Origin of the sequence: Yinghuangia sp. YIM S10712 (assembly GCF_051388935.1) — a bacterium.
Lineage (GTDB): Bacteria > Actinomycetota > Actinomycetes > Streptomycetales > Streptomycetaceae > Yinghuangia.
Window position 1 is genome coordinate 312,166 of the sequence record NZ_JBPKBI010000006.1, and the last position, 22,888, is coordinate 335,053.

General features: G+C 69.7%; 26 protein-coding genes. 8 read left to right on the top strand and 18 right to left on the bottom strand.

Going from position 1 to position 22,888, the window contains the following annotated elements; all coding sequences use genetic code 11:
- Positions 1–796: 796 nt before the first annotated feature.
- The 6 genes from ACRX5W_RS16450 to ACRX5W_RS16475 all read right to left on the bottom strand — a co-directional run bounded on the left by ACRX5W_RS16450 (position 797) and on the right by ACRX5W_RS16475 (position 6,801).
- Positions 797–1,549, bottom strand: a complete 753-nt coding sequence (locus ACRX5W_RS16450; protein ID WP_436788884.1) for a hypothetical protein — start codon at positions 1,547–1,549, stop codon at positions 797–799.
- Positions 1,550–2,067: 518 nt separating this feature from the next.
- Positions 2,068–5,133: a LysM peptidoglycan-binding domain-containing protein gene (locus tag ACRX5W_RS16455; RefSeq protein WP_436788885.1), complete on the bottom strand. Its 3,066-nt coding sequence runs from the start codon at positions 5,131–5,133 to the stop codon at positions 2,068–2,070.
- Complete coding sequence (locus tag ACRX5W_RS16460) at positions 5,130–5,531, bottom strand: pilus assembly protein TadG-related protein (protein ID WP_436788886.1); 402 nt, start codon at positions 5,529–5,531, stop codon at positions 5,130–5,132. The genes ACRX5W_RS16455 and ACRX5W_RS16460 overlap by 4 nt, the downstream gene beginning before the upstream one ends.
- A gap of 122 nt (positions 5,532–5,653) precedes the next feature.
- The gene (locus ACRX5W_RS16465) at positions 5,654–6,061 is read right to left on the bottom strand and encodes a TadE/TadG family type IV pilus assembly protein (protein ID WP_436788887.1); all 408 of its coding nucleotides are present in this window, start codon (positions 6,059–6,061) and stop codon (positions 5,654–5,656) included.
- A gap of 119 nt (positions 6,062–6,180) precedes the next feature.
- Positions 6,181–6,597, bottom strand: a complete 417-nt coding sequence (locus ACRX5W_RS16470) for a TadE/TadG family type IV pilus assembly protein (RefSeq protein WP_436788888.1) — start codon at positions 6,595–6,597, stop codon at positions 6,181–6,183.
- Positions 6,598–6,603: 6 nt separating this feature from the next.
- Positions 6,604–6,801, bottom strand: coding sequence for a hypothetical protein (locus ACRX5W_RS16475; RefSeq protein WP_436788889.1), 198 nt, complete (start codon positions 6,799–6,801; stop codon positions 6,604–6,606).
- Between the two features lie 209 nt (positions 6,802–7,010).
- Between ACRX5W_RS16475 and ACRX5W_RS16480 the strand changes: the two genes are divergently transcribed.
- Positions 7,011–7,160 (top strand): hypothetical protein, encoded by a 150-nt coding sequence (locus ACRX5W_RS16480; protein ID WP_436788890.1) that lies wholly within the window; start codon positions 7,011–7,013, stop codon positions 7,158–7,160.
- An 85-nt stretch (positions 7,161–7,245) separates the two neighbouring features.
- On the opposite strand, the gene ACRX5W_RS16485 is transcribed toward ACRX5W_RS16480, so the two are convergent.
- The 7 genes from ACRX5W_RS16485 to ACRX5W_RS16515 form a co-directional block, all read right to left on the bottom strand.
- Positions 7,246–8,151 carry a type II secretion system F family protein gene (locus ACRX5W_RS16485; RefSeq protein WP_436788891.1) on the bottom strand — a complete coding sequence of 302 codons (906 nt, stop codon included), beginning with the start codon at positions 8,149–8,151 and terminating at the stop codon, positions 7,246–7,248.
- Complete coding sequence (locus ACRX5W_RS16490; protein WP_436788892.1) at positions 8,148–9,062, bottom strand: type II secretion system F family protein; 915 nt, start codon at positions 9,060–9,062, stop codon at positions 8,148–8,150. The genes ACRX5W_RS16485 and ACRX5W_RS16490 overlap by 4 nt, the downstream gene beginning before the upstream one ends.
- Positions 9,059–10,354 carry a CpaF family protein gene (locus ACRX5W_RS16495; RefSeq protein ID WP_436788923.1) on the bottom strand — a complete coding sequence of 432 codons (1,296 nt, stop codon included), beginning with the start codon at positions 10,352–10,354 and terminating at the stop codon, positions 9,059–9,061. Before ACRX5W_RS16495 ends, ACRX5W_RS16490 begins: the two co-directional genes overlap by 4 nt.
- Before the next feature lie 101 nt (positions 10,355–10,455).
- Positions 10,456–11,310, bottom strand: a complete 855-nt coding sequence (locus ACRX5W_RS16500) for a hypothetical protein (protein ID WP_436788893.1) — start codon at positions 11,308–11,310, stop codon at positions 10,456–10,458.
- The gene (locus tag ACRX5W_RS16505; RefSeq protein WP_436788894.1) at positions 11,307–12,002 is read right to left on the bottom strand and encodes an SAF domain-containing protein; all 696 of its coding nucleotides are present in this window, start codon (positions 12,000–12,002) and stop codon (positions 11,307–11,309) included. Before ACRX5W_RS16505 ends, ACRX5W_RS16500 begins: the two co-directional genes overlap by 4 nt.
- A 67-nt stretch (positions 12,003–12,069) precedes the next feature.
- Positions 12,070–12,696, bottom strand: a complete 627-nt coding sequence (locus ACRX5W_RS16510) for a hypothetical protein (protein ID WP_436788895.1) — start codon at positions 12,694–12,696, stop codon at positions 12,070–12,072.
- Between the two features lie 293 nt (positions 12,697–12,989).
- Entirely contained in the window at positions 12,990–13,433 is a 444-nt protein-coding gene (locus ACRX5W_RS16515) for a hypothetical protein (RefSeq protein WP_436788896.1), read from the bottom strand.
- A 540-nt stretch (positions 13,434–13,973) separates the two neighbouring features.
- Here ACRX5W_RS16515 and ACRX5W_RS16520 point away from each other — a divergent pair.
- Both ACRX5W_RS16520 and ACRX5W_RS16525 read left to right on the top strand, forming a co-directional pair.
- Positions 13,974–14,792 carry an MmyB family transcriptional regulator gene (locus ACRX5W_RS16520; protein ID WP_436788897.1) on the top strand — a complete coding sequence of 273 codons (819 nt, stop codon included), beginning with the start codon at positions 13,974–13,976 and terminating at the stop codon, positions 14,790–14,792.
- 68 nt (positions 14,793–14,860) lie between these two features.
- Positions 14,861–15,400 carry a prepilin peptidase gene (locus ACRX5W_RS16525; RefSeq protein WP_436788898.1) on the top strand — a complete coding sequence of 180 codons (540 nt, stop codon included), beginning with the start codon at positions 14,861–14,863 and terminating at the stop codon, positions 15,398–15,400.
- A gap of 20 nt (positions 15,401–15,420) precedes the next feature.
- Here ACRX5W_RS16525 and ACRX5W_RS16530 read toward each other — a convergent pair whose 3' ends face one another.
- From ACRX5W_RS16530 to ACRX5W_RS16540, 3 genes are all read right to left on the bottom strand, one after another.
- Positions 15,421–15,750, bottom strand: coding sequence for a hypothetical protein (locus ACRX5W_RS16530; protein ID WP_436788899.1), 330 nt, complete (start codon positions 15,748–15,750; stop codon positions 15,421–15,423).
- A 47-nt stretch (positions 15,751–15,797) separates the two neighbouring features.
- A complete protein-coding gene (locus ACRX5W_RS16535) occupies positions 15,798–16,403 on the bottom strand; it encodes a hypothetical protein (protein ID WP_436788900.1) in 606 nt (201 codons plus the stop codon).
- 85 nt (positions 16,404–16,488) lie between these two features.
- On the bottom strand, positions 16,489–16,866 hold the full coding sequence (locus ACRX5W_RS16540) for an ATP-binding protein (protein ID WP_436788901.1): 378 nt from the start codon (positions 16,864–16,866) through the stop codon (positions 16,489–16,491).
- Positions 16,867–17,097: 231 nt separating this feature from the next.
- Between ACRX5W_RS16540 and ACRX5W_RS16545 the strand changes: the two genes are divergently transcribed.
- A complete protein-coding gene (locus tag ACRX5W_RS16545) occupies positions 17,098–17,958 on the top strand; it encodes a helix-turn-helix domain-containing protein (RefSeq protein WP_436788902.1) in 861 nt (286 codons plus the stop codon).
- On the top strand, positions 17,955–18,158 hold the full coding sequence (locus ACRX5W_RS16550) for a DUF397 domain-containing protein (RefSeq protein WP_436788903.1): 204 nt from the start codon (positions 17,955–17,957) through the stop codon (positions 18,156–18,158). Before ACRX5W_RS16545 ends, ACRX5W_RS16550 begins: the two co-directional genes overlap by 4 nt.
- A gap of 70 nt (positions 18,159–18,228) precedes the next feature.
- Here ACRX5W_RS16550 and ACRX5W_RS16555 read toward each other — a convergent pair whose 3' ends face one another.
- Both ACRX5W_RS16555 and ACRX5W_RS16560 read right to left on the bottom strand, forming a co-directional pair.
- Entirely contained in the window at positions 18,229–18,939 is a 711-nt protein-coding gene (locus tag ACRX5W_RS16555; protein ID WP_436788904.1) for an HAD family hydrolase, read from the bottom strand.
- Positions 18,936–20,459, bottom strand: a complete 1,524-nt coding sequence (locus ACRX5W_RS16560) for a helix-turn-helix domain-containing protein (protein ID WP_436788905.1) — start codon at positions 20,457–20,459, stop codon at positions 18,936–18,938. The genes ACRX5W_RS16555 and ACRX5W_RS16560 overlap by 4 nt, the downstream gene beginning before the upstream one ends.
- 621 nt (positions 20,460–21,080) lie before the next feature.
- On the opposite strand from ACRX5W_RS16560, the gene ACRX5W_RS16565 reads away from it, so the two are divergent.
- The 3 genes from ACRX5W_RS16565 to fxlA all read left to right on the top strand — a co-directional run bounded on the left by ACRX5W_RS16565 (position 21,081) and on the right by fxlA (position 22,863).
- Positions 21,081–21,827, top strand: a complete 747-nt coding sequence (locus ACRX5W_RS16565) for a hypothetical protein (protein WP_436788906.1) — start codon at positions 21,081–21,083, stop codon at positions 21,825–21,827.
- Entirely contained in the window at positions 21,824–22,603 is a 780-nt protein-coding gene (locus ACRX5W_RS16570) for a phytanoyl-CoA dioxygenase family protein (protein ID WP_436788907.1), read from the top strand. The genes ACRX5W_RS16565 and ACRX5W_RS16570 overlap by 4 nt, the downstream gene beginning before the upstream one ends.
- A gap of 77 nt (positions 22,604–22,680) precedes the next feature.
- Positions 22,681–22,863 carry an FxLD family lanthipeptide gene (gene fxlA, locus ACRX5W_RS16575; RefSeq protein WP_436788908.1) on the top strand — a complete coding sequence of 61 codons (183 nt, stop codon included), beginning with the start codon at positions 22,681–22,683 and terminating at the stop codon, positions 22,861–22,863.
- Positions 22,864–22,888 lie beyond the last annotated feature (25 nt).

Here is a 22,888-nt window from a genome sequence, read left to right on the forward strand (position 1 = left end):
CCCCGTTCGGATCACCTCCTGAAACCCGCCCGGCACGATGACCATCCGGGGATGGGTCCCCTGCCGGTACGCGTCAGGAGGTAAACGGCGAATTGCTCGATTGCTCGGCGGTGTCGCGCAGACGCACCGACGTACCGGATCCCGCCCATCGTGTATTCGGCGAAGATCCGGTTAACGTCGATCACTTCGCCGGTAGCGTGGAACACGTTGCCGGCGGACCCGGTGGCCGATCCGTCGACGTACCAACCGGCAATGGTTCTGGCGCACCCGTCACTGATCACCAAGCCGTACTTCCGCGCGGCCCGGCACTCCGTGAACACTGCCACTTCCTCGGCAGATTGCTGCACAACGCGCAATGTGACTCTCCCTCCACGCGGTGCCCGGGGACCCGTTCACCCCGGACGGGGGGAAACGGGGTGAACGGGCGCCCGGACACCGCATGTACCGCGTGACAGGCAAGACCCGGAACGTGCCGCGCGTCTGTGCGCCAAGCATCAGTTACCGCTTCTCGCCTGCGCCGACGGTTCGGAGCAGTCGTGCGCCGAGGGTCGGAACACGGAAAGAATACCGCGTTTCCGCCCTCACTTAAATACGGGCCGCAGGAGCCGTGAAATCCCGATCAAGGACGAATAATTCCTAGTCCCGGATTCACGACGTTGATTCCTACGCCCTCACATAAATACGGGCCGCGAAGTGCGCAAAATACCGATCACGGCGGCATCGGAACCTGTTGTGCTGGGAAACGACGGAGCGGCAGCATAGGCACTGTGGCCTATGCCGCCGCTCCAGAGAATCGCTATTCGGATGTCTTGCGTCGCGTGTCGTCATGGGCGAACGTGCCGCGCGCGTCGTCTAGCCGCGACTCCAGCTCCCGCCATTCGCGGCGCGCGGCATCGCTCGTACGCTGCACCTTCGATGACGAGTTGCGCGGACCACCGTGGATTTCCATAGCGGCGCGTGCGATGACGCCGGCCCGCTTGAGGTTGTCCGATGCGCCTGCGATAGGCAGGATCCTGGCAAGCGTCCGGAAGTCCGAGCCGTCCCCCCAGGCCATGCGGAAGATCACTTCGCTGTGGGCGGCATAGACCGGTCCCATGGCGAGTGCCGGGAGTACGTCCGCGTGCGGCACTCCGCGCATGAGCTGGGCTCCCGGTACCGCGTCGATCTCATCCGGCGCCACGTCCAGCCGGTAGCCGTTCTGTGCCGCAGCGTCGCGCACCGCCCAGTACATGATCTTGCCGCGTCCCACGATGGTCGTGGAACCGTCCTTGCGGACGTACTGCCACGACTCCGCCTCACGCGTCGCGACGCACACGGCGGACGCGTCGCACTTGTCGATGATCTGACGGAGCCGGCGGGCGAAGATCAACACCGCGTCCTGCGTGACGTCGTCGCTCACATCGTCGGTCCCGTACCGCGGCGCGCCGGCCGGAGCGACCGTTGCGCTTCCGTCCATGCGCTTCCGCCCGCGCGACGCGTCCACCGTCCGGCAGTACGAACGCGCGATACGCGCCAATTCCTCGAAATCCTCCATCGTGACGCGCGCCATGTCTTCCGCAGTGACGGAATCGGCGCAGCGACCGCGAATGTCTGCCATTCGCATTCCCCGATCAATCTCGGCGTGCGCTCCAATACGCAACGCCTTGTATTTCTATTGTCCCGTAATAGGGGGGGCAATCAAGAGTTCGCTGTAATTGATAACAATGGGGCTGTTGGGAATAGCAGAACCTGGAAATACACAAAGCAATTCAATATCGGCGCACGGAAAATCGACCGGGTAATGAATCAAAAGAATGCAAGATTGAAGATAGATTTCCGGGTTTCCCGGGATGAACACGCATCGCAGAAGGAGCCGCATGGAATGCCGTGCTTGCTCACTCTCCCTGACCCGTCCCCGACTGTTCGGCCGCCTCCCGGCTATCGAGTTGCACGCGCAGCAGGAGGGGGTTGCAGGCGCCTGACCTGCGCAAACGACCTGCGAAGGGGTATCCGCTTAAGGGGATACCCCTGAGGAGGTCCAGGAGGTGGTCCTGGAGGGGGCCGCAGGAGAGGTGTGGGCGGGTCGGGTCACCCCATGGCGAGATGTCCGCCGGGATTCTGTGGGTGGCGCCGGCGAAGGTCGTCGCACAGGGCGATGGTTTCCTGGCTCGGCTGCTCGTCGATTTCCGCGAGTGCCGTCGTCAGCAACGCCAAGGTGCGCGTGATGTGGTCCATGAGTCCGAGGCGGGCTTGGACCTGCGCAATGCTGCGATAGAGGGATTCATTGTAGGGGTCGAGCGGTCGCGCGCGCTCCAGCAGGGCGAGGGCCTGAACAGGTGCGGAGTCGATAATCCCACGGGCATGGGCGCTCAGTGCGTCCAGGACATCGCGGCGCAATTCTTCGCGGGGGGCGTCAAGCCATTCCGCGGTCATGTCCTCGACAAGATTGCCCCGATACCGGTTCGCCAGGCGCTCGACAACGGCTCCGCGTTCCTCGTCGTCGGCCGCCCCACGCCACGTGGTGAGGTCGTCCCAGATGTCCCACAGGTCGACGGCCACCAGTTCGCCGTCCACCGCATACCGACCGTCGCGGTGGCTGGTCACATCGTGTACCTCGTTGCCCGTGGCACCGCGGATGGCCTGCCGCAACTGGCTGAGCGTGGCATGGAACACGTTGGAAGGACGCGCCGTTGGCGCCGTCGGCCACAGTGCGGCGCTCAGCGTCTGCCGGCGAACCCCGTCGGGATGCAGCGCCAGATACGCAAGGATCTCGCGCTGCTTCGGGGCGAGGAACCCGGTCAGGTCGACAGCGTCGCCGTCGCGCGTGTACGTCAGGTGCAGCGGCCCGAGCACCTTCAGGTCGAAGACAGCCCCGTATCTGCCGGAGGGCTCTCGCTCTTCTTCCACCGCAGTGCCGATCCGGACTGCCCGCGCCGACATCGCAGGGGTGACCGCAGGCGGCTCACCGGGAATGTCGGGGTCAGTCGCCGCCCAACCGCTGTCCACCGCGTCGGACCAAGGCGGTGGCGGCGGCATCAACGCCTGCGGCACCTCGCCATCGTCCTGCTCGGATTCGTCGGACCGCGGAGCACTTGGGGACTCGGTCTCCACATCCGGACCCGTGTCGGTGTCTGCCTCGGGAGCTGGGTTCAACGGACGTACGCTGCCTGCCGGGAGCGGGGGGTGCCGGCGTCGCGCCGGACGAGGCTGCGGCGGCGCGGTGGGCTCCGCCTGATACAGCAGGTCAAGCAGCGTGCGGCTGCTGTCGGCAGGCAGCGAGAACAGGCGCGTTCCGGACAGGTCGTCGGCGACGGATTCGCTGGCGGTTGCGACGGTCCCGTCAGCCTTAACCCAGGCAACGGGTCCGCCCCACTGGCCCATGAGCACACCGGCGACTCCGCACCGTGACCCGGCGGCGAGCAGGTTCGTCAGGCGCTCTTCCAGGTGCGACAAAGGAGTGGCCACCAAGTACAGGTCCGTGCCCGTCTCGCATGACGTGAACGCCCCTGTCCGTGCGTCGATCTCGGATTCCATCATGACGAGCGCGGACGCCAGCTCGGCGACGACGACCAGTTGCGTGGGGTGCGGGCGGGGCACGTCGCCGTCGAAGAGCCGCCGGGCATCAGCCTCAGGAATGACGACGCGGATCCGCGCGCCGTCCGGGCGATGGCGGTCGGCGAGGAGCGCGACGAGCAGGGCCCGAACCGCGGCAGCCGCGCCGGGACCGGCAAGACCCAGCCCACGGCTGTGGACGATGCTCACAGCGAGCGCACGACCGTCCCGAACGCCCAAGGACGGCCCGTCGACCCCCGCCGCGGAGGCGGTGTTCCTGGCGCGGTTTCGGGCCGCCGCGTACGGATCCGCTGACGCGAAGCCGGACGGTGGCTCGGCGTCTTCTTCATCGTCCAGCGGGAGAACCTGGTCGTGTGCGCTGCGCATGGCGCGGACGATCGGGGCCAACGCGAGATCGTCGCGCTCGCCGCTGCCGGGTTCGTACTGCCGGCGACGCCGCAGCCACACCGTGAGCGCCGCCACCGTGATCGCCGCAGCGAGACCCAACCCCACGAACGCGCCTTCGGAGAGGGAAAATGCGTGCGCGCCCGGCTCCTTCACCGGACGCTCCTCCGAAGGTGTTGGAGGAGCGATCGGTGCGGAGGGGGCAGGCGTCGGGGGCCGCTCCGGCTGCGGGGTCGGTCCGGGCACCGGCAGCGAGGGTGGCGCGGGGACGGGTTCTTCCACGGGCGGCGAAAAATCTGGCAGGGCCGGTTCCGGCAGTGCCGACACCGGGGGTGGTGTAGTGGGCGGGGCGTCCGCGGGCAGGCGCAGGATCCAGCCGGGGCGTATGAAGTCGGGGTCGGTCAGGCGTCCGCCGTCGGGCTGGGCGAGGTTGCGGGAGAGGGTGTAAATCTGCGGCCAGCGGATCGGGTCGCCAAGTTGCTCGGCGGCGATGTCCCACAAGGTATCGCCGGGCCGGACGGTGTAGGTGGTGTACGCGTCCGAACCTCGCGCCCTGAAGGCGTGCGGTGCTTCCTGGGTCGCCCAGACACCGGCCAAGGGCACGGGCGAGGACACCGGCACAGGCGGAGCCTCGACCGGTTCGAGCGCAGCAGCGACCGCGGTCGGACGCACAGGCACATGCGGCCGGTCGGCGACGGCCACGGTCGTGTGGGTGGCGCGCATCATCGCAACCAGCGCAATGATCAGCAGCCCGGCCAACCACGCCGCCGGCGCCCGCAACACCCCGGCCTCGTACTGATGCGCCCGGTGTGCCGAGGCATCTGTCACCAGCACCCGGAAGTGCCGCAGGTACCAGCCGAGTTCGGCGAGGAGGCTCAGGGTGAAACCAACCCAGGCGACCCATCCGACCGCGACGAGGACGTCGAGGATGACCTGGTCGGTGGTCGGGGCGAGCAGCGCGTCGCGGATCTCGTCCCAGGAGCGGCGGTGCTCCGGCCACGGATCCGGTGAGAGACGGTGCAGCACGTACGGCACCCCGGCCACCGCGCCGCCCAGCAGCCCGGCCGCGACTACGGCGCGGACGAACGCGGCCGTCGCGCGGGCGAGTCGGACCAGGACGCGGCGTCCTCGCCGACTGGGCAGGCGCACCGGGGTGCGCGCGGCTGCCGTACCCGGTCGGGTGCCTGGTGAGGTCATGGCCCTCTCCTGGGATCGGGGGCGGTCACGCCGGGCTCGGCGCGGGCCGTCGCGGTCGCGGACACGGTGATCTCTCCGACTCCCGCCAGGTGCAGCAACTGTGTGTGCGTGGTGCTCGTCACCGTCACGGTCACCTCATCGCCAGCAATGCTCACCGTGCCGGTGGCGCCTGCGGCGGCCAGCGACGCCTGCGCGGCGGCCTGGGCTCGGGCCGGATCGAGCAGCGGACCGGCCCCGCCGCGCACCCACGCCAAGCTCAGCTCTTGTGCGCCGGCGCGGGCGGCTTCCTGGGCCTGGTCCAGTGCCCGGGTCTTGGCCGCCAGCGCTGTCCCGCCGTCGAACACCAACCCCGCCACCAACAACAAGCCCGCGGTCAGCACCGCGACGAACGCGGTCACCTGCCCCCGCTCATCCCGGCGCAACCGCAGGACACCCGCCACCAGGCACGTGCGCGGTGTCCGGGGCCCGTCCGGGCGCTTTGGCTGCCGACGGACGAAACTCGGCTGCCGCTGCCGGGGGATCATTGTGTGCCCCGGTGCGTGTCGACGACGCTGGACGCACTGCCTTCGAGGGTGCGGTGACCGGGCAGGCCAAGGGCGCTCATCTCCGCCAGCGAGACCGTGCACGACACCGCCACCCGCACCCGTCCGCCGGGCGCGAACCGGTCGGTGTTCACGCTGACCGCGAGGCTCGTACACGTCACCCCGGCGCCCGCGAGCGCGGCGTGCGCCGCGTCATAGGCAGCGCGCTCGGCGGCGGGCGCGCTGCGGGTCAGCGACGCGGCGCGGGCGGCTTGGTGCGCGGCGTCGTCCACGAGCCCGCGCGCGGACGCGAACCGGCCGACCGCGACCACGAACAGCAGGACAAGCACCAACAGCGGGACCAACAGCACCAGCTCGACGGTCGCCGAACCGTGTTCGTCACCCACAGCCCTGGCAAGCCGCGCCCGTCCGGTGCACGTCTGCGGACGGATGGACGCATCCGCGGCGCAGTCTGGACGGCCCCGCCGGGCGCGGTGGCGGCGGACTAGGCATGGCGCGCGCCGTGTCATGAGGCAGTCCACTTGTCCACAGGTCCGGCGGCGACAGCGCGTACCCGCAGCGTCGTGCCGGGCACCACCGCGATCACGGTGCCGGTAATCTCGACGCGAACCCGGTCCGCCGTCCAAGTCACGGTGACCTGCGGGTCGGTGAGCACGTCGCCGCTGATCGCGGCGAGGACCTGCCGGGCTCGGGCGTCACCGTCGGCCGCGGTGCCGTTCTGGATGCGCGCCGCGGCGAGCGCGCGGGCGGCAGCGGACTGCGCAATGTGGTGGGCGTGCTGCACGAGGGCGAACTGGACGATCGTCAGCAGGATCAACATCAACACCGGGACGAGCAGCACGAGTTGCACGGACACCGCGCCGCGCTGGTCCGACCGCACCGCGCGCAGTGCGGTCCGGATGCGGGCCGGTCCTGAGGGCACGACCGATCACCCGAGGTTGATCAGTCTGGCCTTGTCGGTGACTTTCGTCGCGATGATGCCGATCACGATGATCGCCAGCGCCACCAACAGCGCGGTCACCACCACCGTCTCGGTGGAGTAGCCGCGCTCATCACGCACCAACCCCCGTAGCCGCGCGCGGAGTCGGCGCATGTGCGCGGTCAGGGGCTGAATGTCGGGGAACATCCGGACCGCCTCCTTCCAAGGCAGGAAATCGAACCTTTGCTCGAACTCGTTTGAACTGCTTCGAGTTTCTTGATCTAGTCACCGCGTTGGTGGCGGGTTGTTGCCGACGGGTCGTGGTTCACGCGATCGCGTGGATTGTGCGACGGATGGTCGAGATTCCCGACAGGTTGCCGGTATTCACGAGGGAACGGCGAGTGCGATGAACTGACGTGTCCGTGGTGCCGGCGCTGGTGCGTTCTCTCGGCAGTCCTCGTCGGCTGTGCGACCGGCTCGGCCTCACCGTGGGCGGCGCCGAGCCCTACACCGGCACCCTCGGCCGACACAACACCACCGGCCCGCATATCGGTTCGCGAATTTGAGCGCCCGATTACCCTCAACACCGGGGCACCACCTTCCAGTTCGTTCGGACCAACACTTCAGAGATCGAGAGAACCGGTAAACCTTTCACAGGGCGTCGAGGACGTGGGCGAGGGCGGGATAGCCGAGGAAGACCAGGAATCCGGCGAACAAAAGCACCAGCGGCAGCGACATCCGCTCGGTGGCCTGCCCGGCGGCGCCCTGGGCGTCGGCGAGTTGCCGGGTCCGCAGGGCGGATGCCTTCGCGGCGAGCGACGCACGGACTTTCGCGCCCTCGGCCCCGGCCAGGGCGACGGTGGCGGCGAGTTCGCGCAGTTCCGCGACGTCGGTCTCCTCTCCGAGTCGGCGCAGTGGGCCCCAGGGCGGGACGCGCGTGAGTTCCGCCGTCGCGAGCGCGCGCCGCAGATTCTGGGCGGCGGTCCCGTCGAGGGTGGCCGCGGCGTCACCGAGGGCCTGTTCGACGCCGGCGCCGCCGGATAGAGCAACGACGGCGAGGTCGCAGAAGGCCGACAGGGTGTGCCGCATCTCCTCACGCCGTTTGTGCGCTTCGTTACGGACGTTGAGGTCGGGGACGAACACGCCCCCGGCGGCGCACACGAGCCCCGCGCCCACGGGCCACAACACGCCCAAGGTGCCGCCCGCCAGCAGGGTCAACGCGGTCAGCAACAGCGGCGGCAGCAACAGCCCGACCAGCGCGCAGGTCGCCTGCTCGGCGCGGTGGACGGCAACGTCGCGGCCGAGGACGCGCAGGTCGCGACGTACCGCGGGCAGCGGCAGTCCGCACGCGGCAACCGCCGGGGCCAGACGGCGTCCGAACCGGGACGCCCAGCCGCCCTCGCGTGGGGTGGTGAGCAGTGGGGGTGTTTCCGGGGCGGGGTGCAGCGCGGCGAGCGCGTCGACCAGCCGCACCCGCGGCGGGAAGAACCCGAACCCGACCAGGAGCAGCCCCAGCCCAGTGCCGGTTCCCAGCAACGCCGCAAGCAGGGGGTTCACCGGTCCACCCCCATCCCGGCCGACCGCAATTCCGCATCTTCGGCGGAGGGTCGCAAGATCCGGACGGGGAGCTTGTCGTCGGCGAGTTTCGTCATCCACCAGAACGCGACCGCGAACAGCGCCCCCACCACAGCGAGGACGAGCTGCCCTTCCGTGGTCCCGTACGGCGCGAGGTATTTCCGGTCGAGCAGCAGCAGCCCGAAACCCATCGCAAGGGTCACCACGACGACCACCCGGACCGAGGTACGGACCCCCGCGCGGTCCGCGTCCGCCTTCAGCCGCACGGTGACCTGTTCCCGCGTGGCGGTCGCCAACGAGCCGAGCAGGTCGGCGAGTTGCCCGGCCTGGCGCTCGGCGGCGAGGAGCAGCGCGGCCACAACGAGGTCCGCGATCGGGTCGTCGACGTCGTCCGCGAAAGTCCGCAACGCCCCCGGCAACCGATCGCCGCGCTCGACCCGCACCGCGAGCGCGCGGATCTCCGTCTCCAGCGCGGGTGGCGCAACGTCGGCGGTCGCACGGATCGCCTGCTGCAACCCGGCCGCAGCAGCCAAAGTGTCGCGGAGCATCTCCGCCCACACCGCCACCGCCTCGATCCGCTCCGTCCGCGCCCGCGCCGCCCGATCCGGCCGCACCAGCACCGGCAGCGACCACGCCGCCGCCCCCGCCAGCACAGCGGCGACCGGCCACCCGGTCAGCACCCCGACCACGACCGCGCAAACCCCGACGCCTATCAGCCGCCGCACCGACGCCGCACGCACGCGCGCAGCGAGCCGGGACACTGCCGCAGCGAGCCGGTCATCGGAGACCGCCGCTCCGGATTCGCCGGCGCGGCGGGGCAGGAGCCCCGAGACAGCCACGGCGAGCCCGCCGCCGCACCCCAGACCGAGGAGGGCCGCCGTCGGGCCGTTCACGGGGCACCACCCCATCGGGCCCGGTGGAAGACATACGGATCCAGGCCGGCTGCGACCAAGTCGTCCATGGCCTCCGCACGCGGCGGCGTCGCCGGGACCGCCCGCCGGTCTCCACCGGGCTTGTACACCTCGTTGGAGACGACCTGCGGCCCGTCCGCGTCGACGACCTCGCGGACCGAGGAGATGACCCGCCGCCCGTCGGTGGCCCACGCGATGTGCACGACGAAATGCACCGCGGACGCCACCAAGAGGCTTGTCGCCTCCAGGGTCAGCCGCTCGGGCGACTGGGCGGCGTACGCGGCGAGTTTGCTGAAAACGCCGCGCGAGGTCGAGGCGTGCAACGTCGACATGCTGCCGTCGTTGCCTTGACTCATGGCGTTGCACATCGGCACGACCTCCGCGCCGCGGATCTCCCCGACGATCACCCGGTCCGGGCCCATCCGCAGACCCCACCGCACCAGTTCCGCCTGGTCGACCGCCCCGACGCCTTCCAGGTTCGCCTCGCGGGCCTGCATCGCGACGACGTTCGGATGCGCGGGGTCGCGGTCCAGGCCGAGTTCGAACGTGTCCTCGATCGTCACCAACCGCTCCGACGGCGGTATCGCGGAGGCGAGGGCCCGCAGCACCGTCGTTTTGCCGATGTTCGTACCTCCGGCGACGATCAGGTTCTTCCGGGCCCTCACCAAAGCAGCAAGGAATGCAGCGAGCGGTTCGTCGCACACCCCCAGGCGCACCAAGTCCTTGAGAGTGACGGTCAAATAGCGATGACGGCGGATCGACACCGACACCCGGCCCGTGACCGCCATCACCGCGAACAGCCGAGAACCGTCCACCAGTTGCACATTCAGCCGAGGCACCGCGCGGTCGAAGCGGCGTTCCTCCTCGCCGGCCTTCGCCGCGACGGTGCGGACGAGTTCGACCAGCTCGGCATCCGACCCGGCCACCGGAGGAACCTGCTCCTCGCGGCCATCCATATAGCGAACAAACACCCGGTCGCAGCCGTTGACGAACACGTTCTCCACGTTCGGGTCGTCCAGCAAGCCCTGGAGTCCGCCGAGGCCGAACAAGCCGTCCAGCACGGCACGCGACGTGTGCTCCTCCGTTGCCGCATCCCACACGGGCAGCCCCGCGGACAGGCGCCGGCTGGTCTCCGCCCGCCACGCCTCCGTGAGCAGGCGGTCGGCAACCTCGCGCCGCTGCTCCCCTGACATCGGCGGCAGGCCCGCCACCTCCAACTCGGCCGCATACCCGGACAATCGGCTGCCGACCTCTGTGCGCAATCGGACCGTCAGCTCATCGGTCCCTGTCGACGGATCGCCGAGCCGACCCGCTGACGCTGTCCCGACGGCGGCCGGGTCGAGCGAGACTCCGTTGAAGCCTGGCTTCGGGGGCTTCACGATGCGTCCCCCGCGTCCCGAAGTGCCGCGCCGAATGCCCTGGGAGCCGGAGGCATTTCGGCTGGCGGAATTGCAGGGTCGGTCATCGGGCGGGCCGGGATGAGCCGACCGGTGTCGGCACGCCAGAGCAAGTCCTCCGCCAGCGACCGTGCGGCCCGCAGCAGGGGACGGCGGCGCCCCCGCCCACCCCGCGACACGAGTTCGCGTATCCCGGCCGGATCCCACGGCCACGCATGCGCCCGCCCGACCCCGAACGCCGCCTCGACTTCCGACGGCCCAAACGGCGACGGCCCGACCACCAGCAGATCCATTACCGGCACCCGCGCCCGCAACCCCTCGAACCGGCCCGCGACATGCCCCATCGCGTCCACCCCGCCCCGCGCCACCAGCACCAGCACATCCGCCGCCGCAAGCAGAGCATCGACGTGGGAACCTTCCAGGCGCCCCGCATCGACGACCACCACCTCCGCCGTACTCGCGCGCAGCACCGCGAACCGCGACGCCGCCAAGACCTCCAGCGCGGCAGCCGCCTGCGGACCGGCCGCTGGCGCCCGGACCACACGCAGCCCGCACCCCACCACCGACCCGTACGCCGCTGGTTCGACCGCCCCCGACCCCGCCGGCCCGCCGTGACGCGAACCGGCGGCCAAACCCACCAGGCCCGATGCGGCGTCCCACGGCGAAGCGTCGCACCACGCCGCCACCGAACCCCCCGAGCCGTCCGCCTCCACCAACAGCGGCCCCACGCCGCCCTCCCGGCGCGGCCACGCCGCCGTCAGCGCCAACGCGGACGCTGTCGACCCCGGTGCCCCCTTCACCGAGCCGAACACCACAACGCGCGGCGGACTCACCCGGCACCACCTCCCACCGGACTCAGGACCACCAGCCGCGGATCCACCAGCACCGCCACCTTGGGCCCCGAGACCGCGTCCACGAGCAAAGTGACCACGAATCCTCCGCCTGCGGCATCGGCGGCGGCCCGCACCGCGACCACGACACCCTCCGCTGACAGGGACGGCGCCGCCCCCGCACCGGTCTGCGGCCCCGCCGCCTGGCCCGGCCCCGCCAGGACCGCGACGCGCTGACCGACAGCCAGGCCGGGCGGGGCGCCGCCGTCCTTCACCGACACCGCCACCAACGCCTGCCCGGCGGGCGGAAATTCGGCGGACACGCCGACCTGGTCGCGTGACAGCAGCGACCCCGGCACCAGCGGCACCACCGCCACCCGACCCACCACCTCGTCCACCGACGACACCGGCATGCCCGAAACGTTTCCGCCCCGCACGTCGACCTCACGCAAGTCCGCACGCTGCACGACCTGCCCGGCCTCGACCCGCCGCGCGACCACCAGCACCGACGTCCGCTCGTCCGTCCCCCGCGCCGCGACCACGAACACCCCGGCACACACGACCGCGACGAACAGGCCCGCCCACACACGTATCGGACGGACACGCCGCCGCTTCCCCGGCACGGCGCCCTGCGGCGGCGCAGCCGCCCACGTCCCAGCGCCGTTCCGCGCCGTCCGCGCATCCGACACAGCCACCGCCCGCTCCTCCGTCACCGGTCGAACCGATCACCCGCCGCCTACGCCGCACCTTGCGGACGGCGGCTCAGGACACCGCCACCACCACGGCCTGCACCTCACGCACCCGCAACCCCGTCGACGCCGACGTCGACAACCCCTCCACCACACCCGACTGGCCACCGCCCGCCCACGACACCCGCCACGTGACCGTCACCGTGACCGGGAACCGCTCCGCCAGCTGGCCCGCCGACGAACGGGCATAGGTGTAACCGCAGTCCGGCGAACCCGACGCCGGATCAGAACCCGGCCCGTACGGCGTCCCCGGCCCCGAACAGGTCACCGCGTCCCCGGTCCCCATCGACCACACCGCCGACACCGGCACCGCCGTCGCCGTCACCGACACCCCCGGAACCGCCGCAGTCGCCGACACCGACCCCCACGACGCCCCGTCCACCCACAACCACGTCGGCACCGACACGACCTGGTCCCCCGACGGCGACGTCCCCACCGACGGCGACGGCAGCACCAGACGCGACACCGCCACCTGCGCCAACTGCGCAGGACTCGGCGGAGGCGCAGGCGGCGCCGCACCGCCGACGGGGCCCTCGTTGCCGACCGGGTTGGTGCCCAGCATCGCCCCGGGCTCGCCTGTCACCGGATCGATGTAGAGGGGCGCACTGCCGTACAGGTTGGCGACCTGCTGAGGCGTCATCCCGGACTCGTAGAGCCGTTTGGCGAGTTCTGCTTCCGACCAGGAGGCGTTGTCGGGGGGTGGTCCGGGTGAGGGTCCCTGCCCCGTGACTGGCGAGTTCGACGGGGTTTGGGCCCCATTGTTCCCGCCGTTCCCCGGGCTCACGGCTACGACCTCACACTCTGTCTCTTGACAGGTCACGGACCCCGACCCAGGGTCGGTGGCGCCCTCATCCGCATGGGCGACACCACCGGCTGCCCCCCACGACATCAACACCACGCCCACACACAGGCCGAGCCGGTGCCTGCCGCTGCTCAGCATGTCTCGGTTTCCGATATGCGGAGTACGGAGACCTTCCAGGCACCGTCCACGGTGATCACCTCGGCAGTAGTGCTGCGCCGCCCACCGGGGGCACCGCCGGGGAGGGAACCGTCTTGCCGGTAACGGAGCCACTCACTGTCGTCCACACAATCCGAAATCCGGACCATCAGACCGTCGGCGGTTACTGATTCGACTCGCGGGGCCATCCGCATCGGCCCCTTCGACACAAGCCCCTTGAGCCGACTGGCCTGAAGCGAGTACCGCAACGTCACCAAGGCTTCGCCTGTCGCGTACTTCGTGAGCAGCGGGAAGTCCGGATCCGAAGTCGCCGACGCCTGGACCATCGCCGCCATCATCTGCTTGTACGCCTCCAATGCGGCGTCCTGCGGCGCACTCGTCGTGGACGCCGACGCAGTGGCCGAAGAAGGCGTTGGCACAGGCTGCGCAGCGGTCGGAGCCGGAGTGGGCGGGACGGGCAGTGTGACAGCAATCGGCGGGCTGCCTGGAGCTGTTGACGCCGCGCCGCCGTCGGAATCGGTGTCCGTGCAGGCGCCCATCAGCAAGACTGCAACGACCGCTCCGCATACCGCACCCGGAACTCTCCGACGCACGCCGCTCCTTCCCCCGTTGCGTTCGCGCACGGCGAAGTACCGCAGTAGCGCTCCGATATGGCGCCGCGCGAGACCTACTTGCCCATAGTGACCTTTTGCTGATCTGTCTGGAAGTAACCGGTGGTACAGGTATCGTGAGTTCCGGTACTTGCACTACCGACGCGGCACCCGTGCCGGTAGCGGCACTACCGGTGTTGAACTGGCCAGGTGATCCGCCCGTACGCCGTCGTCCGATCGGCATCCGTTTCTCTGTGCCGGATATGGCGACAGCGTGGGACCGCAGCCCGAACTCCGGGCCGACGCGGCTCGGGCACGCCCTCGTGCTGCCGTTCACCCGCGCCGGCCCGCCTCTCAACGGGGGTGGAGATGTCCAGTTCCAGTGACGACCTTCGCAGGGAGAGCCTGCGCCAACTGCTCAGGACCCGCCGGCGCGAGCTGGACGCTGCCTCGGTGGGCCTGCCCCCGAGGCCGCACGGCCCATCACGCGGGCTGACCATTGAGCAGACGGCCGTACTCGCCCGATTGAGCGTCCGCGGCTACGCCAAACTCGAACGAGGCGTCTACCACGCCCCCCGCCCCGAAACCCTCGACGCGGTCGCCGACGCCCTGCGCATGGACGAACGCACACGCGCAGACCTGCACTTCCTCGCCACCGAACACCGCGCGGCGCCCCGCCGGCCGCCGACCACTGCACAGCCGTGCCACTGGGGGCTCGTCCGCGCGTCCGCACCCCACCCCGCCCTCGTGACCGACCACGTCTCCACCGTTCTCGCGCACAACAGCCACGCTGAGGCCCTCTTCGCCGAGACCGACCCCGGAACCCTCACCGGAACCAACCTGGCCCTGTGGGTCTTCACCGAGGAGGCAGCCCGGGGCGTCCGCGGCATCGACGCGCTCCGCCGCTCGGCCATTGCACGCCTGAAGGCAACCGCCATCACCTACCACGACGACGGGCCCTTGGACAACGTCGTCAATCAAATCCACGAGATACCTGGTGCCGAACTCCTCTGGCGCCACGAACGCGCCCGCGCCGACCGCGGCCCCACCCTCGTCCGCTACCGCGGACCCGACCACCACGCCCTGGAACTGACGTGGACCCGCGCCGAAGGGGACGACGGCACCATCCTCCACACCGGCCTACCCCATGCCGCGACACCGGACAACACCCCCGGGCGCAGGCCGTGACCCGCGTGGTCGGAGAGCCGGAAAAGCGGTCGGCGAAGGGACAAGATCCACGCCGTGAAAGCCGAGCGGTGTTGGCTGCCGTATGCACCGCCACCGCCTGGGCGGCGATCGCCGCTCTGGTGGCTCGGCGCGGCACCGAACTCAACCACGCCGCCCCGCTCGTCCTGGCCGCCGCGTCCCCACGACTGATCCACAGCGACCTGACCGAACAACGCCTCCCCAACCGAGACTTAGCCGCCGTGTTCGCCGGGACGCTGGGCATGATTACCGCCGCTTCCGTGTCGCATGCCTCCCCGGGCCCCCTGGTCCGTGCGGTCGCCGCGTCACTGGCCCTGCTCACCGCCGGTGCGGTACTCACCCTGACCACCGGGCAGTTCGGAGGCGGCGACACCAAGCTCATCGCGGTCATCGGCCTCGTCCTCGGGCCCGACGCCTGGACCACGCCGGGAATCGCGGTCCTGTACGGCTTCCTCCTCGCCGCCGCCGCGGTCGCGGTACGGGCCTGTACTGCCAAGGCGCGCCGCGCCCATCAACCGGCGACGATCCCGATGGGGCCGTTCCTCCTCGCGGGCGCTTTCACCGCTGCCCTGGCAGCGAAGCCCACGTAGCCGGCGGCACGCGCAAGACGTCACCGCGGCACCACCAACCCGTGGATCGTGCGCGGCCCCGTGTCGACCCCGTGCACCGCCAGCCACAGCTCCACCCGCCGCCGACGCTGCGCCCGGCGTTCGTTCACCCGCTGCTCGTGCGCGCGGACGTACGGTCGCACCAACGCGGGAGACGACTCCTCTGTCAGCGCCCGCAGTTCCGCGGTCGGCGGATCGCACGGCGCCGTGCGCGGCGGTGTGACCGCAGGCGGCGGGACCGGGCGTTGCCCCGCCCTGTGTCGACCGCGCGACCCCCAGCGGATGAGCACGGAGGCCACACGAACGAGCGAACGCAGAAGGGATCTGGTCACGTAACAGCTCCTGGTGGTGGGTGAATCCGGAAGAAGGCGCTCTGCGCTCAGGGCCAACCCCATCGGTCGAGGCACGCTGCGGCCTCGGGCCAACCGCGCGCCGAGTCGGCGATCGTGTGGACTCGCCCGACGCGGCCGGTCACGCGCGGGAGGAGGTCGAGGTAGGCGGTCGGAAGGAGGAGCAGCATTTCCTCGACCGGGCACACCGCGAGGTACGCGTGCAGCGCCCGGCGGGTCGCGTGCTTCAGGCCGTCCGGTCCCAGGCGTTTCGGCTCGTACGGCCGCAAGCGCTCGTTCGCCCCGACGAGGCCGTACCGCGTGGTCAGGACGAACACCCGCCGCCGATAGGGCAGGTTCGCCCCCACCCTCGCCCGCAACTGCGCGAAGCACGACCCGTCGTACAGGTCCAGGGCCGGGAGTTCCCGGATACGCGCACGCTGGCAGTGCGTCTCGGCAGTGATCACCATCTGCGGCACCTCGCGGGCCAGCCGCGCCAGGACCACATGCGCCGACGCCGAGCCGTTGCACGCCTCCGGCGGCGCGGACGCGCGCAACAGGCGTTGCCCCTCAAGCGAACCACCGAGCGCCGGACGTTCACGTAGCTGTGCCCGTGTGTCTTGACGCCGCGGGTTGACGGCCTCCGGCGTGGTCACGACGACGCTCCGGGGCGCAGGCCGCGGCCGGAGTCCGCGTGCGGATCGGCGTCGTCGATCAGCAGGATCGTGCGCGGCAAGTGGTTCACGCACGTGCCTCGAATCCGACGACGACCGCGCAGTAGCCGCCTTCTCGCGCCTCGCACCGGAACACCTTCGAGAGGGCACGTGCCAGCAGGAGACCCCGGCCTCCTTCGGCTTCCATGTCCGCTTCCAGCACGGGGAGTTCGGTCTCGCTGCGGCGGTCCAGTACCTCCAGCCAGAGCATGTCGCCGCGGCGGAAGCACCGCACGAGGATGCCTTGGGGGCCGTCCGTAGATGCGTGGGTGAAGGCGTTGGTGACGAGTTCGGAGACCACCGTCTCCGGGTCGTCCGGTGGTGCCCCCAGGGCCACGCACGAGCGTTTGACGTACGCGCGGGCCTGGCGGACGGGCATGCCGTGGTTCGGCTCCAAGAAGAGCACGGATGGTTGCGGAACAGGATTGGCGAACACTGCTCACCCCGAGATCTTGGGGACCCAAGGAGCGGTGCGAACGATCACGTCGCGCAAAGTGATCTTCAATGCGCTCCACGTAGTATGCGAAACACTATGGCGCTGTTTCGCGTTCGCGTGAAGTGCAATTGCAAAATAAACGCGAGGAGGTGGCTCCAGGAGCATGGTCGCGGGCACACTGACTGCAACGAGGAGGGGAACATGCCGATCAACGCGGGTTCCGTGCTTCAACGGCGACGGCTCGGCGTCGAACTGAACCGTCTGCGCGTCGAGTCCGAGATGACGCTCGAAGCCGTCGCCAGGGAACTCGGGACCACCCGCAGCAGACTGAGCCGGATCGAGAACGGCAAGCACAGCATCAACGCCAAGGACCTCTCGGCCCTCATCGAGCTGTACGGAGTCAGCACCCACGAACGGAAAGATCTTGAGCAGTACGTCCGCGGCACCGGGCGTGACCGCGAACGCAACTGGTGGTCCCGCTACAACGAGGATCTCACCGCCGGCTACTCGGACTTCATCGCCTTCGAGGCCGAGGCCACCGTCGAGACGGAGTACCAACCTCTGCTGGTCCCAGGTCTACTCCAAACCCCCGAATACGCCGTGGCCACACACGGATCCGGCTTCTACGCCTTCGGACGAGACCGCATCGAAGCCCTCGTGGATGTCCGCCGCCACCGCCAGAAGCGACTGACCTCGGCAAACCCCTTGACCCTGCGGGCGTTCGTCACCGAAGCGGCCCTGCGTAGTCAGATCGGCGGCCACGAGGTCTGGCGCGGACAACTCGCCCACCTCGTGGAGCAGGCGGAATTGCCGACGGTCGAGTTGCGCATCGTCCCCTTCACAGCGCCGGGGACGTACAGCAGCGGCGCCACGCTCCTGGACTTCGAAGACCAGGGCGACTTGAGCGTCGCCTTCCTTGACGCGATCGGCGGTAGCCTGTTCAGGGACGACGACCGGGACCTTCGCAGGCTCCGGCGCGTCTTCCAGCAGCTTGACGAGTGGGCATTGGCCCCCGATGCGGGTGTTGCCCTGATCAACCAGATTCGGGAAGAGCCGGCGTGAGCATAGAGATCAACCACAGCGTTCTAAGCACCCTGCGCTGGCGCAAGTCCACCCACTCCGGGGACGGCACCCAGTGCGTGGAAGCCGCGTTCTTGGAAACTGCCACGCTTCTGCGTGACAGCAAGCTGGAGGCGAGTCCCGTACAGGTTTTCTCTCATGCTTCTTGGACGGCGCTCCTCAGCGGCCTCAAGAGCCAGTGAATAGCCGCTGTTCACCGACTTGAGGGTGCCGGGGTGTTCGGGCCCGAGGGTACGGAGCCGGTCGGGTGTTCTACGACGCAAGCCGGTGAACGGCTTCCAATACCGCCCCGGGATCCTCCAGCGTGGGAAGCGTCAGGTCCGCCCCGGCGTTCCCGAGTTCTGTCTCGGTCGTTGTCCCTGATGCCACTCCGAGGACGCGTGCGCCGCCCTCGGCACCGGTGCGTACGTCTTCAAGGGAGTCGCCGATGATCACCGTGTTCGCGTGCGTGAACGGCACGTTGTGCGCTGCCTCGGCGCGCCGTTGGGAGACCGCGACAAGAGCCGGTCGGTGCGCCGAGTCGCTGCTGTAGGCGCCGATGTCCGCCTGGACGTACTGCGAGAGTCCGAACGCGGCGAGCTTGATCAACGCGCTTGCCCGCAGGTTGCCGGTGAGAACGGTGGCGACAAGGTCGGGCGCGTTCGCGACGGCTTTCAGCGCGTCCGGGGCGCCCGGCAACACGTAGCCGGTCGACAGCATCGTGTCGCGCAGCGCTTCGAGCCCTCCCGGCAGCGCGTCGAGGAAGCGCGGAAGAAGGCTCTCGATTTCGGCGGGCGCGACGTTGTTGTCGGTCAACAACTGTCGGACCGCTTTCGGAACCGTGACGCCCGTGCCCTTGGCAGGGAGCCGCTCGGCTGGGCGGCCGACGAGTTCCTCGAAGACCAATCGATAGACCTGCCGGTCTGTTTGGCCGGTGTACACGAGTGTGCGGTCGATGTCCCACAGCACCAAGATCCGTGTCAACGCTGTGCCCCCGCCGAAATGAGAGTGGATTGCAGGCGTTCGTAGACGTCTCGTGTGGCCTTGCGGCGCTGATGTGGGGCGAACGCCTCGGAGACAGTGCTGATCTGGTCCATCAGCCGAGGAGACTGCACGTGATCGGCAAGATCGAGCGCGGCCTCGGTTTGCGCTGAGGCCAGGTCGAGTTCCCCTGCGCAGAGGTGGGCCAGCCCGGCACGGGAGGTGAAGATCGCGCGGGTGCGCCGGTCGGTGGGGCTGAGGGCTTCACATGCCTGCCCGAACGCCTCGCCGGCCTTGCGCGCGTCCCCGAGTTCCAGATGGCAACTGCCGGCTTGGCCGAGGACTTCGCCGTGGTGCACCCAGTACAGGTACGCAGGGTCCTCATCCCCCCGTGGCCCGGAGGCGAGTTCCTCGGCTTCGCCGAGGGCACGCCGGCACGCGCTCTTCTCACCGAGTTTCGCGTGCCCGCGAGCCTGCCGGGTGAGCAGCATGGCGTGCAGGTGGGGCGCGTCCATGCGATTGGTGCGAGCCCGTGCGGTGTGCATGAGAGTGACGGAATCGCGGGGGTCGCCGATCGAGTAGCCCTGAATGGCGAGAAACGACAACGCGCCGGCTCCGAGCGAGGGATCCTCCGCCGCGTGGGCGGCTCGGAGCGCCGCCAAGAGAAGACCTTGCGCCTGCTCGTTCTCGTTCGCGTCGATATGGAACCAGCCGGTGATCATCGCGGTGTCCGCTGCCACTCGGGCCAACTGCCTTCCCGTGGCTTCGTCGTAGCGGCCGTGTTTGAGCTGATTGGTGATCAGATTCAGGTGGGCGCGCCCTACGGCTGTGAGGTCTCCGCCGCCCATCTCGGCGTCGAGACGGCGTAGGTGATCTGTCGTGGCCTGCAAGGCGTCCACGGAAGTCGGAGTGATCCCCGCGCCCTCATCAACGTTGCCCAGCGCGGGTGGTGCCTGTGTCATCCACTGGTACGCGCACGCGGCCACGGCGGTGCCCGTCGCGAGGAAGTGTCGTCGTTCCACGGGCCCACTCTGTCCTACCGCGTCGCGGAGCGATCGCATCAACTGGGTGTACTGCCACACATCGTCCGGCGGAGCGGCGCGGCTTCGCAGCGAAGTCGGCGCTGTCGAAGTGGAGTCCGATGCCGGATGCGCGGGCGCTGTTCTGCGCGGGACCGGGAGAACTTCGTACGGGACGTCCAGTCCGTCGAACAGGTCCATGATCTTGTCGATGCTGGTGAGCCGTCGCTTGCCGCTCTCGATCTGGGACAGCGACCCCTGTCCGAGACCCGTCATCGCCGCGAGATCCTCTTGTCGCAGCTCAGCGAGCCTGCGGACCAGCGTGCACAGGGCCTGGAAGTCCCACGTACTCAGTGCGTCGCGAACCTCGCGCGTCTGCCAGACCCACGCGGGTACGGCCGGAAGCGGTGTGTGGGCGAGGCGTTGGCACGGGCCGCAGTACGAGTCGGGGTTGTAGCGGCTGAGCGCGCATCCGCACCGTTCACAGCGTTGCGTCCCTGCCATCCGCGCCCCCTCCGCCGGTGACCAACGGTAGCGCGACCGAGACTCACCGATCACCTCATTGCGCTCGCAATATCGCCGCCGCGATAGGCCCGAGAACGAAGCTCGCGCACGCTGATGGCTCGGCGCAAGGCAGTCGCAGCGGGAGGGGGACGCGAGGTGATCAAGCAGCAGCGACTCTCCTCGAACCTCCCCTCGCCGACTGGGCTTTGCCGCTCCCCGGCCACCTGCCCGACGCGGAGGGCCGCTCTGGCTCTCATCCGCCCACGTCGGGCAGGTGGCCACTGGTCCCCGGCGACGCCCCGACGTCGCCGGGAGCCGCGAACGGGCCTATCGGCGATGTTTGCTACCGCGCGCCGGTTGTTGTCGGTGTTCACGCCTTCTACGAGAACGGGTCTCGATATCCATGGTTCAGCAGGTGTCGGCGCGGGTCGGACAGCTCTCGCGGGGGACGTCGTGTCATCGCTCGTGACGGTGTGCGGGCCGGGGCTGGAGACTCGGATGTCCGTTGCGCTGAGCCGGTACCTGGGCAAGGAGTTCGGACCACTTCGGTACGTCCATACCGAGAATGCGTCTGCCCGATCCGTCATATGGCGGGTCGCCTCTCCCGCAGGGGTACTTGCGGTGAAGGCCGACCGAGGTCACGGAACCGGCAGGGTCGCGCGTGAGATCGCGATCATGCAGGCACTCGGTGCGGACCTGGTCGGTTGGGGCGAACTGGACGGCTGTTCGTGGCTGGCCGTGCCGTGGCGACAGGGACGGACGACGGAGGATCGCTGGGCGCTCATGCGCGCCGGTTCGACGCACCCGATGTCGCGTCGAACCGCTTTGACGGCGGCGCTGGAACTGGCCAACGCCGTGGCCCGCTTGCACGCTGCCGGCTGGTTACACGGCGATCTGCGACCTGAGCACGGACTGCACACGCCGGGCGGCGTGTATCTGACCGGGTGGGGCGATGCCCAAGCGCCGGGGCGCACGCCGCCGTTACTGGACGAGGAGTTCCCGTACACCGGTGGTCGCGTCGACTTGGCAGCACCGGAGGTGTGCGCCGCGATCGCCGCCGGGCAGACTCCGCAAGCGACCCGCTCGGCAGAGGTGTACACCTTCGGCGCGGTGCTGTGGGAGTGCTGGACCGGTAGGCCACCGGTCGACTATGCCGTCGTCGGCCTGAGCCCGTCCGACCCGGTCGATCAAAGGGCCGACGCGATCTCCACGGGACTGCCGACGCCGCGCGTGGCTCACCGTGTCTCGTGGGCCGCGCTGGAGACGGTGTTGTCCGGGGCGCTGGCGTACGACTTTCGTCGGCGCCCCACGATGACCGAGTTCGCGCGAGCTCTGGAGCGCCTGATGCCGGCGGTCGCCTCGTGGTGACGGCTGACCACACCGCGCCTGGAACGTCGACCAGTGCGTCGTACCGTACGGGGCCGCTGGGGGAGTCGGGGTTCGTCGCACCAGTCGCGTGGGCCCAGCCGGCGCAAGCGGCGCTGGCGACAGGGCGGGTTGTGCGGGCGATTCGGGCAACCAGGACGTGGGTCATGGTCGATCCGCACCTCGACTACCGCTGGGCCCGTGAGGCTGCAACGAGTCCCGGCCTGGTGTCGGCGGTGACCACTGTGCTCGGTCCGGACGTCGCGATCGAAGGAAGCCGACTCGTGGCGAAGCCGTACGGGGAGCACTTTCCGATCGCCGCGCACAGAGACGGGCTCAACGAGTCGCTGCACGTCGACCCGGATCGCTCTGTGGCCGCTTGGCTGGCCTTCACGGACATGAGAATGGGCCGCGGCAGTCTCGAAATCCGTCCCGCGTCCCACCGAACCGGCTACGCGGCGGAACCGGAGCGCCCTGCGCCCGACACAGATACGGGCGGTCCCTTCCTCCCTATGACGTTATGGGGCGGCGAAGCTGTCCTGTTCGACATGGCCCTGGAGCACCGCTCCGCCTCGAACGAGTACGGGTTCTACCCGCGTGTTGCCATGAGCCTGCGCTTCGTCGCCCCAGGCGCGATCGTGCGCCGTCGCGCGAATGCCCCCGCGCCGTTGCCCGTGGCCGGCGATCCGCACGTCTGGCCCGTACGCGAGATCCCGAACAGCCGACGGTCCGCTCCCGGGTCGGCACCCACAGCGTCCGGACCCCAGGCCACGCCGTGAGCCCACGAGGGCCGCGGTATCGGCCTGTCCGGTCGGCACGCACCTGACCTGACCGCACTAGAGAAAGGAACGCTCCGATGAGCAACAGCACCGCCGAACGCACCGTGGCCTCCCCGCCCGTGTTGGTCGACCCGGCCGATCCGGAGTTCACCCTCGACGTCGCGGTCCTGGAGATCGAGGACCCGCAAGGGCTGATCACCATGACCGACGACAACTGCGGCTCCTCTTGCTCCAAGACCACCTGCGTCACGTCGTCCTGAGTGCGCGCCGTGGGGGGGGGGGGGG

Coding starts and splice junctions, on each gene's coding strand:
- ACRX5W_RS16510 (WP_436788895.1), bottom strand. CDS start 12,696: ATGACGCCTCAGCAGGTCGCCAACCTGTACGGCAGTGCGCCCCTCTAC.
- ACRX5W_RS16450 (WP_436788884.1), bottom strand. CDS start 1,549: ATGGCGCGCGTCACGATGGAGGATTTCGAGGAATTGGCGCGTATCGCG.
- ACRX5W_RS16520 (WP_436788897.1), top strand. CDS start 13,974: ATGTCCAGTTCCAGTGACGACCTTCGCAGGGAGAGCCTGCGCCAACTG.
- fxlA (WP_436788908.1), top strand. CDS start 22,681: ATGAGCAACAGCACCGCCGAACGCACCGTGGCCTCCCCGCCCGTGTTG.
- ACRX5W_RS16545 (WP_436788902.1), top strand. CDS start 17,098: ATGCCGATCAACGCGGGTTCCGTGCTTCAACGGCGACGGCTCGGCGTC.
- ACRX5W_RS16455 (WP_436788885.1), bottom strand. CDS start 5,133: ATGACCTCACCAGGCACCCGACCGGGTACGGCAGCCGCGCGCACCCCG.
- ACRX5W_RS16475 (WP_436788889.1), bottom strand. CDS start 6,801: ATGTTCCCCGACATTCAGCCCCTGACCGCGCACATGCGCCGACTCCGC.
- ACRX5W_RS16560 (WP_436788905.1), bottom strand. CDS start 20,459: ATGGCAGGGACGCAACGCTGTGAACGGTGCGGATGCGCGCTCAGCCGC.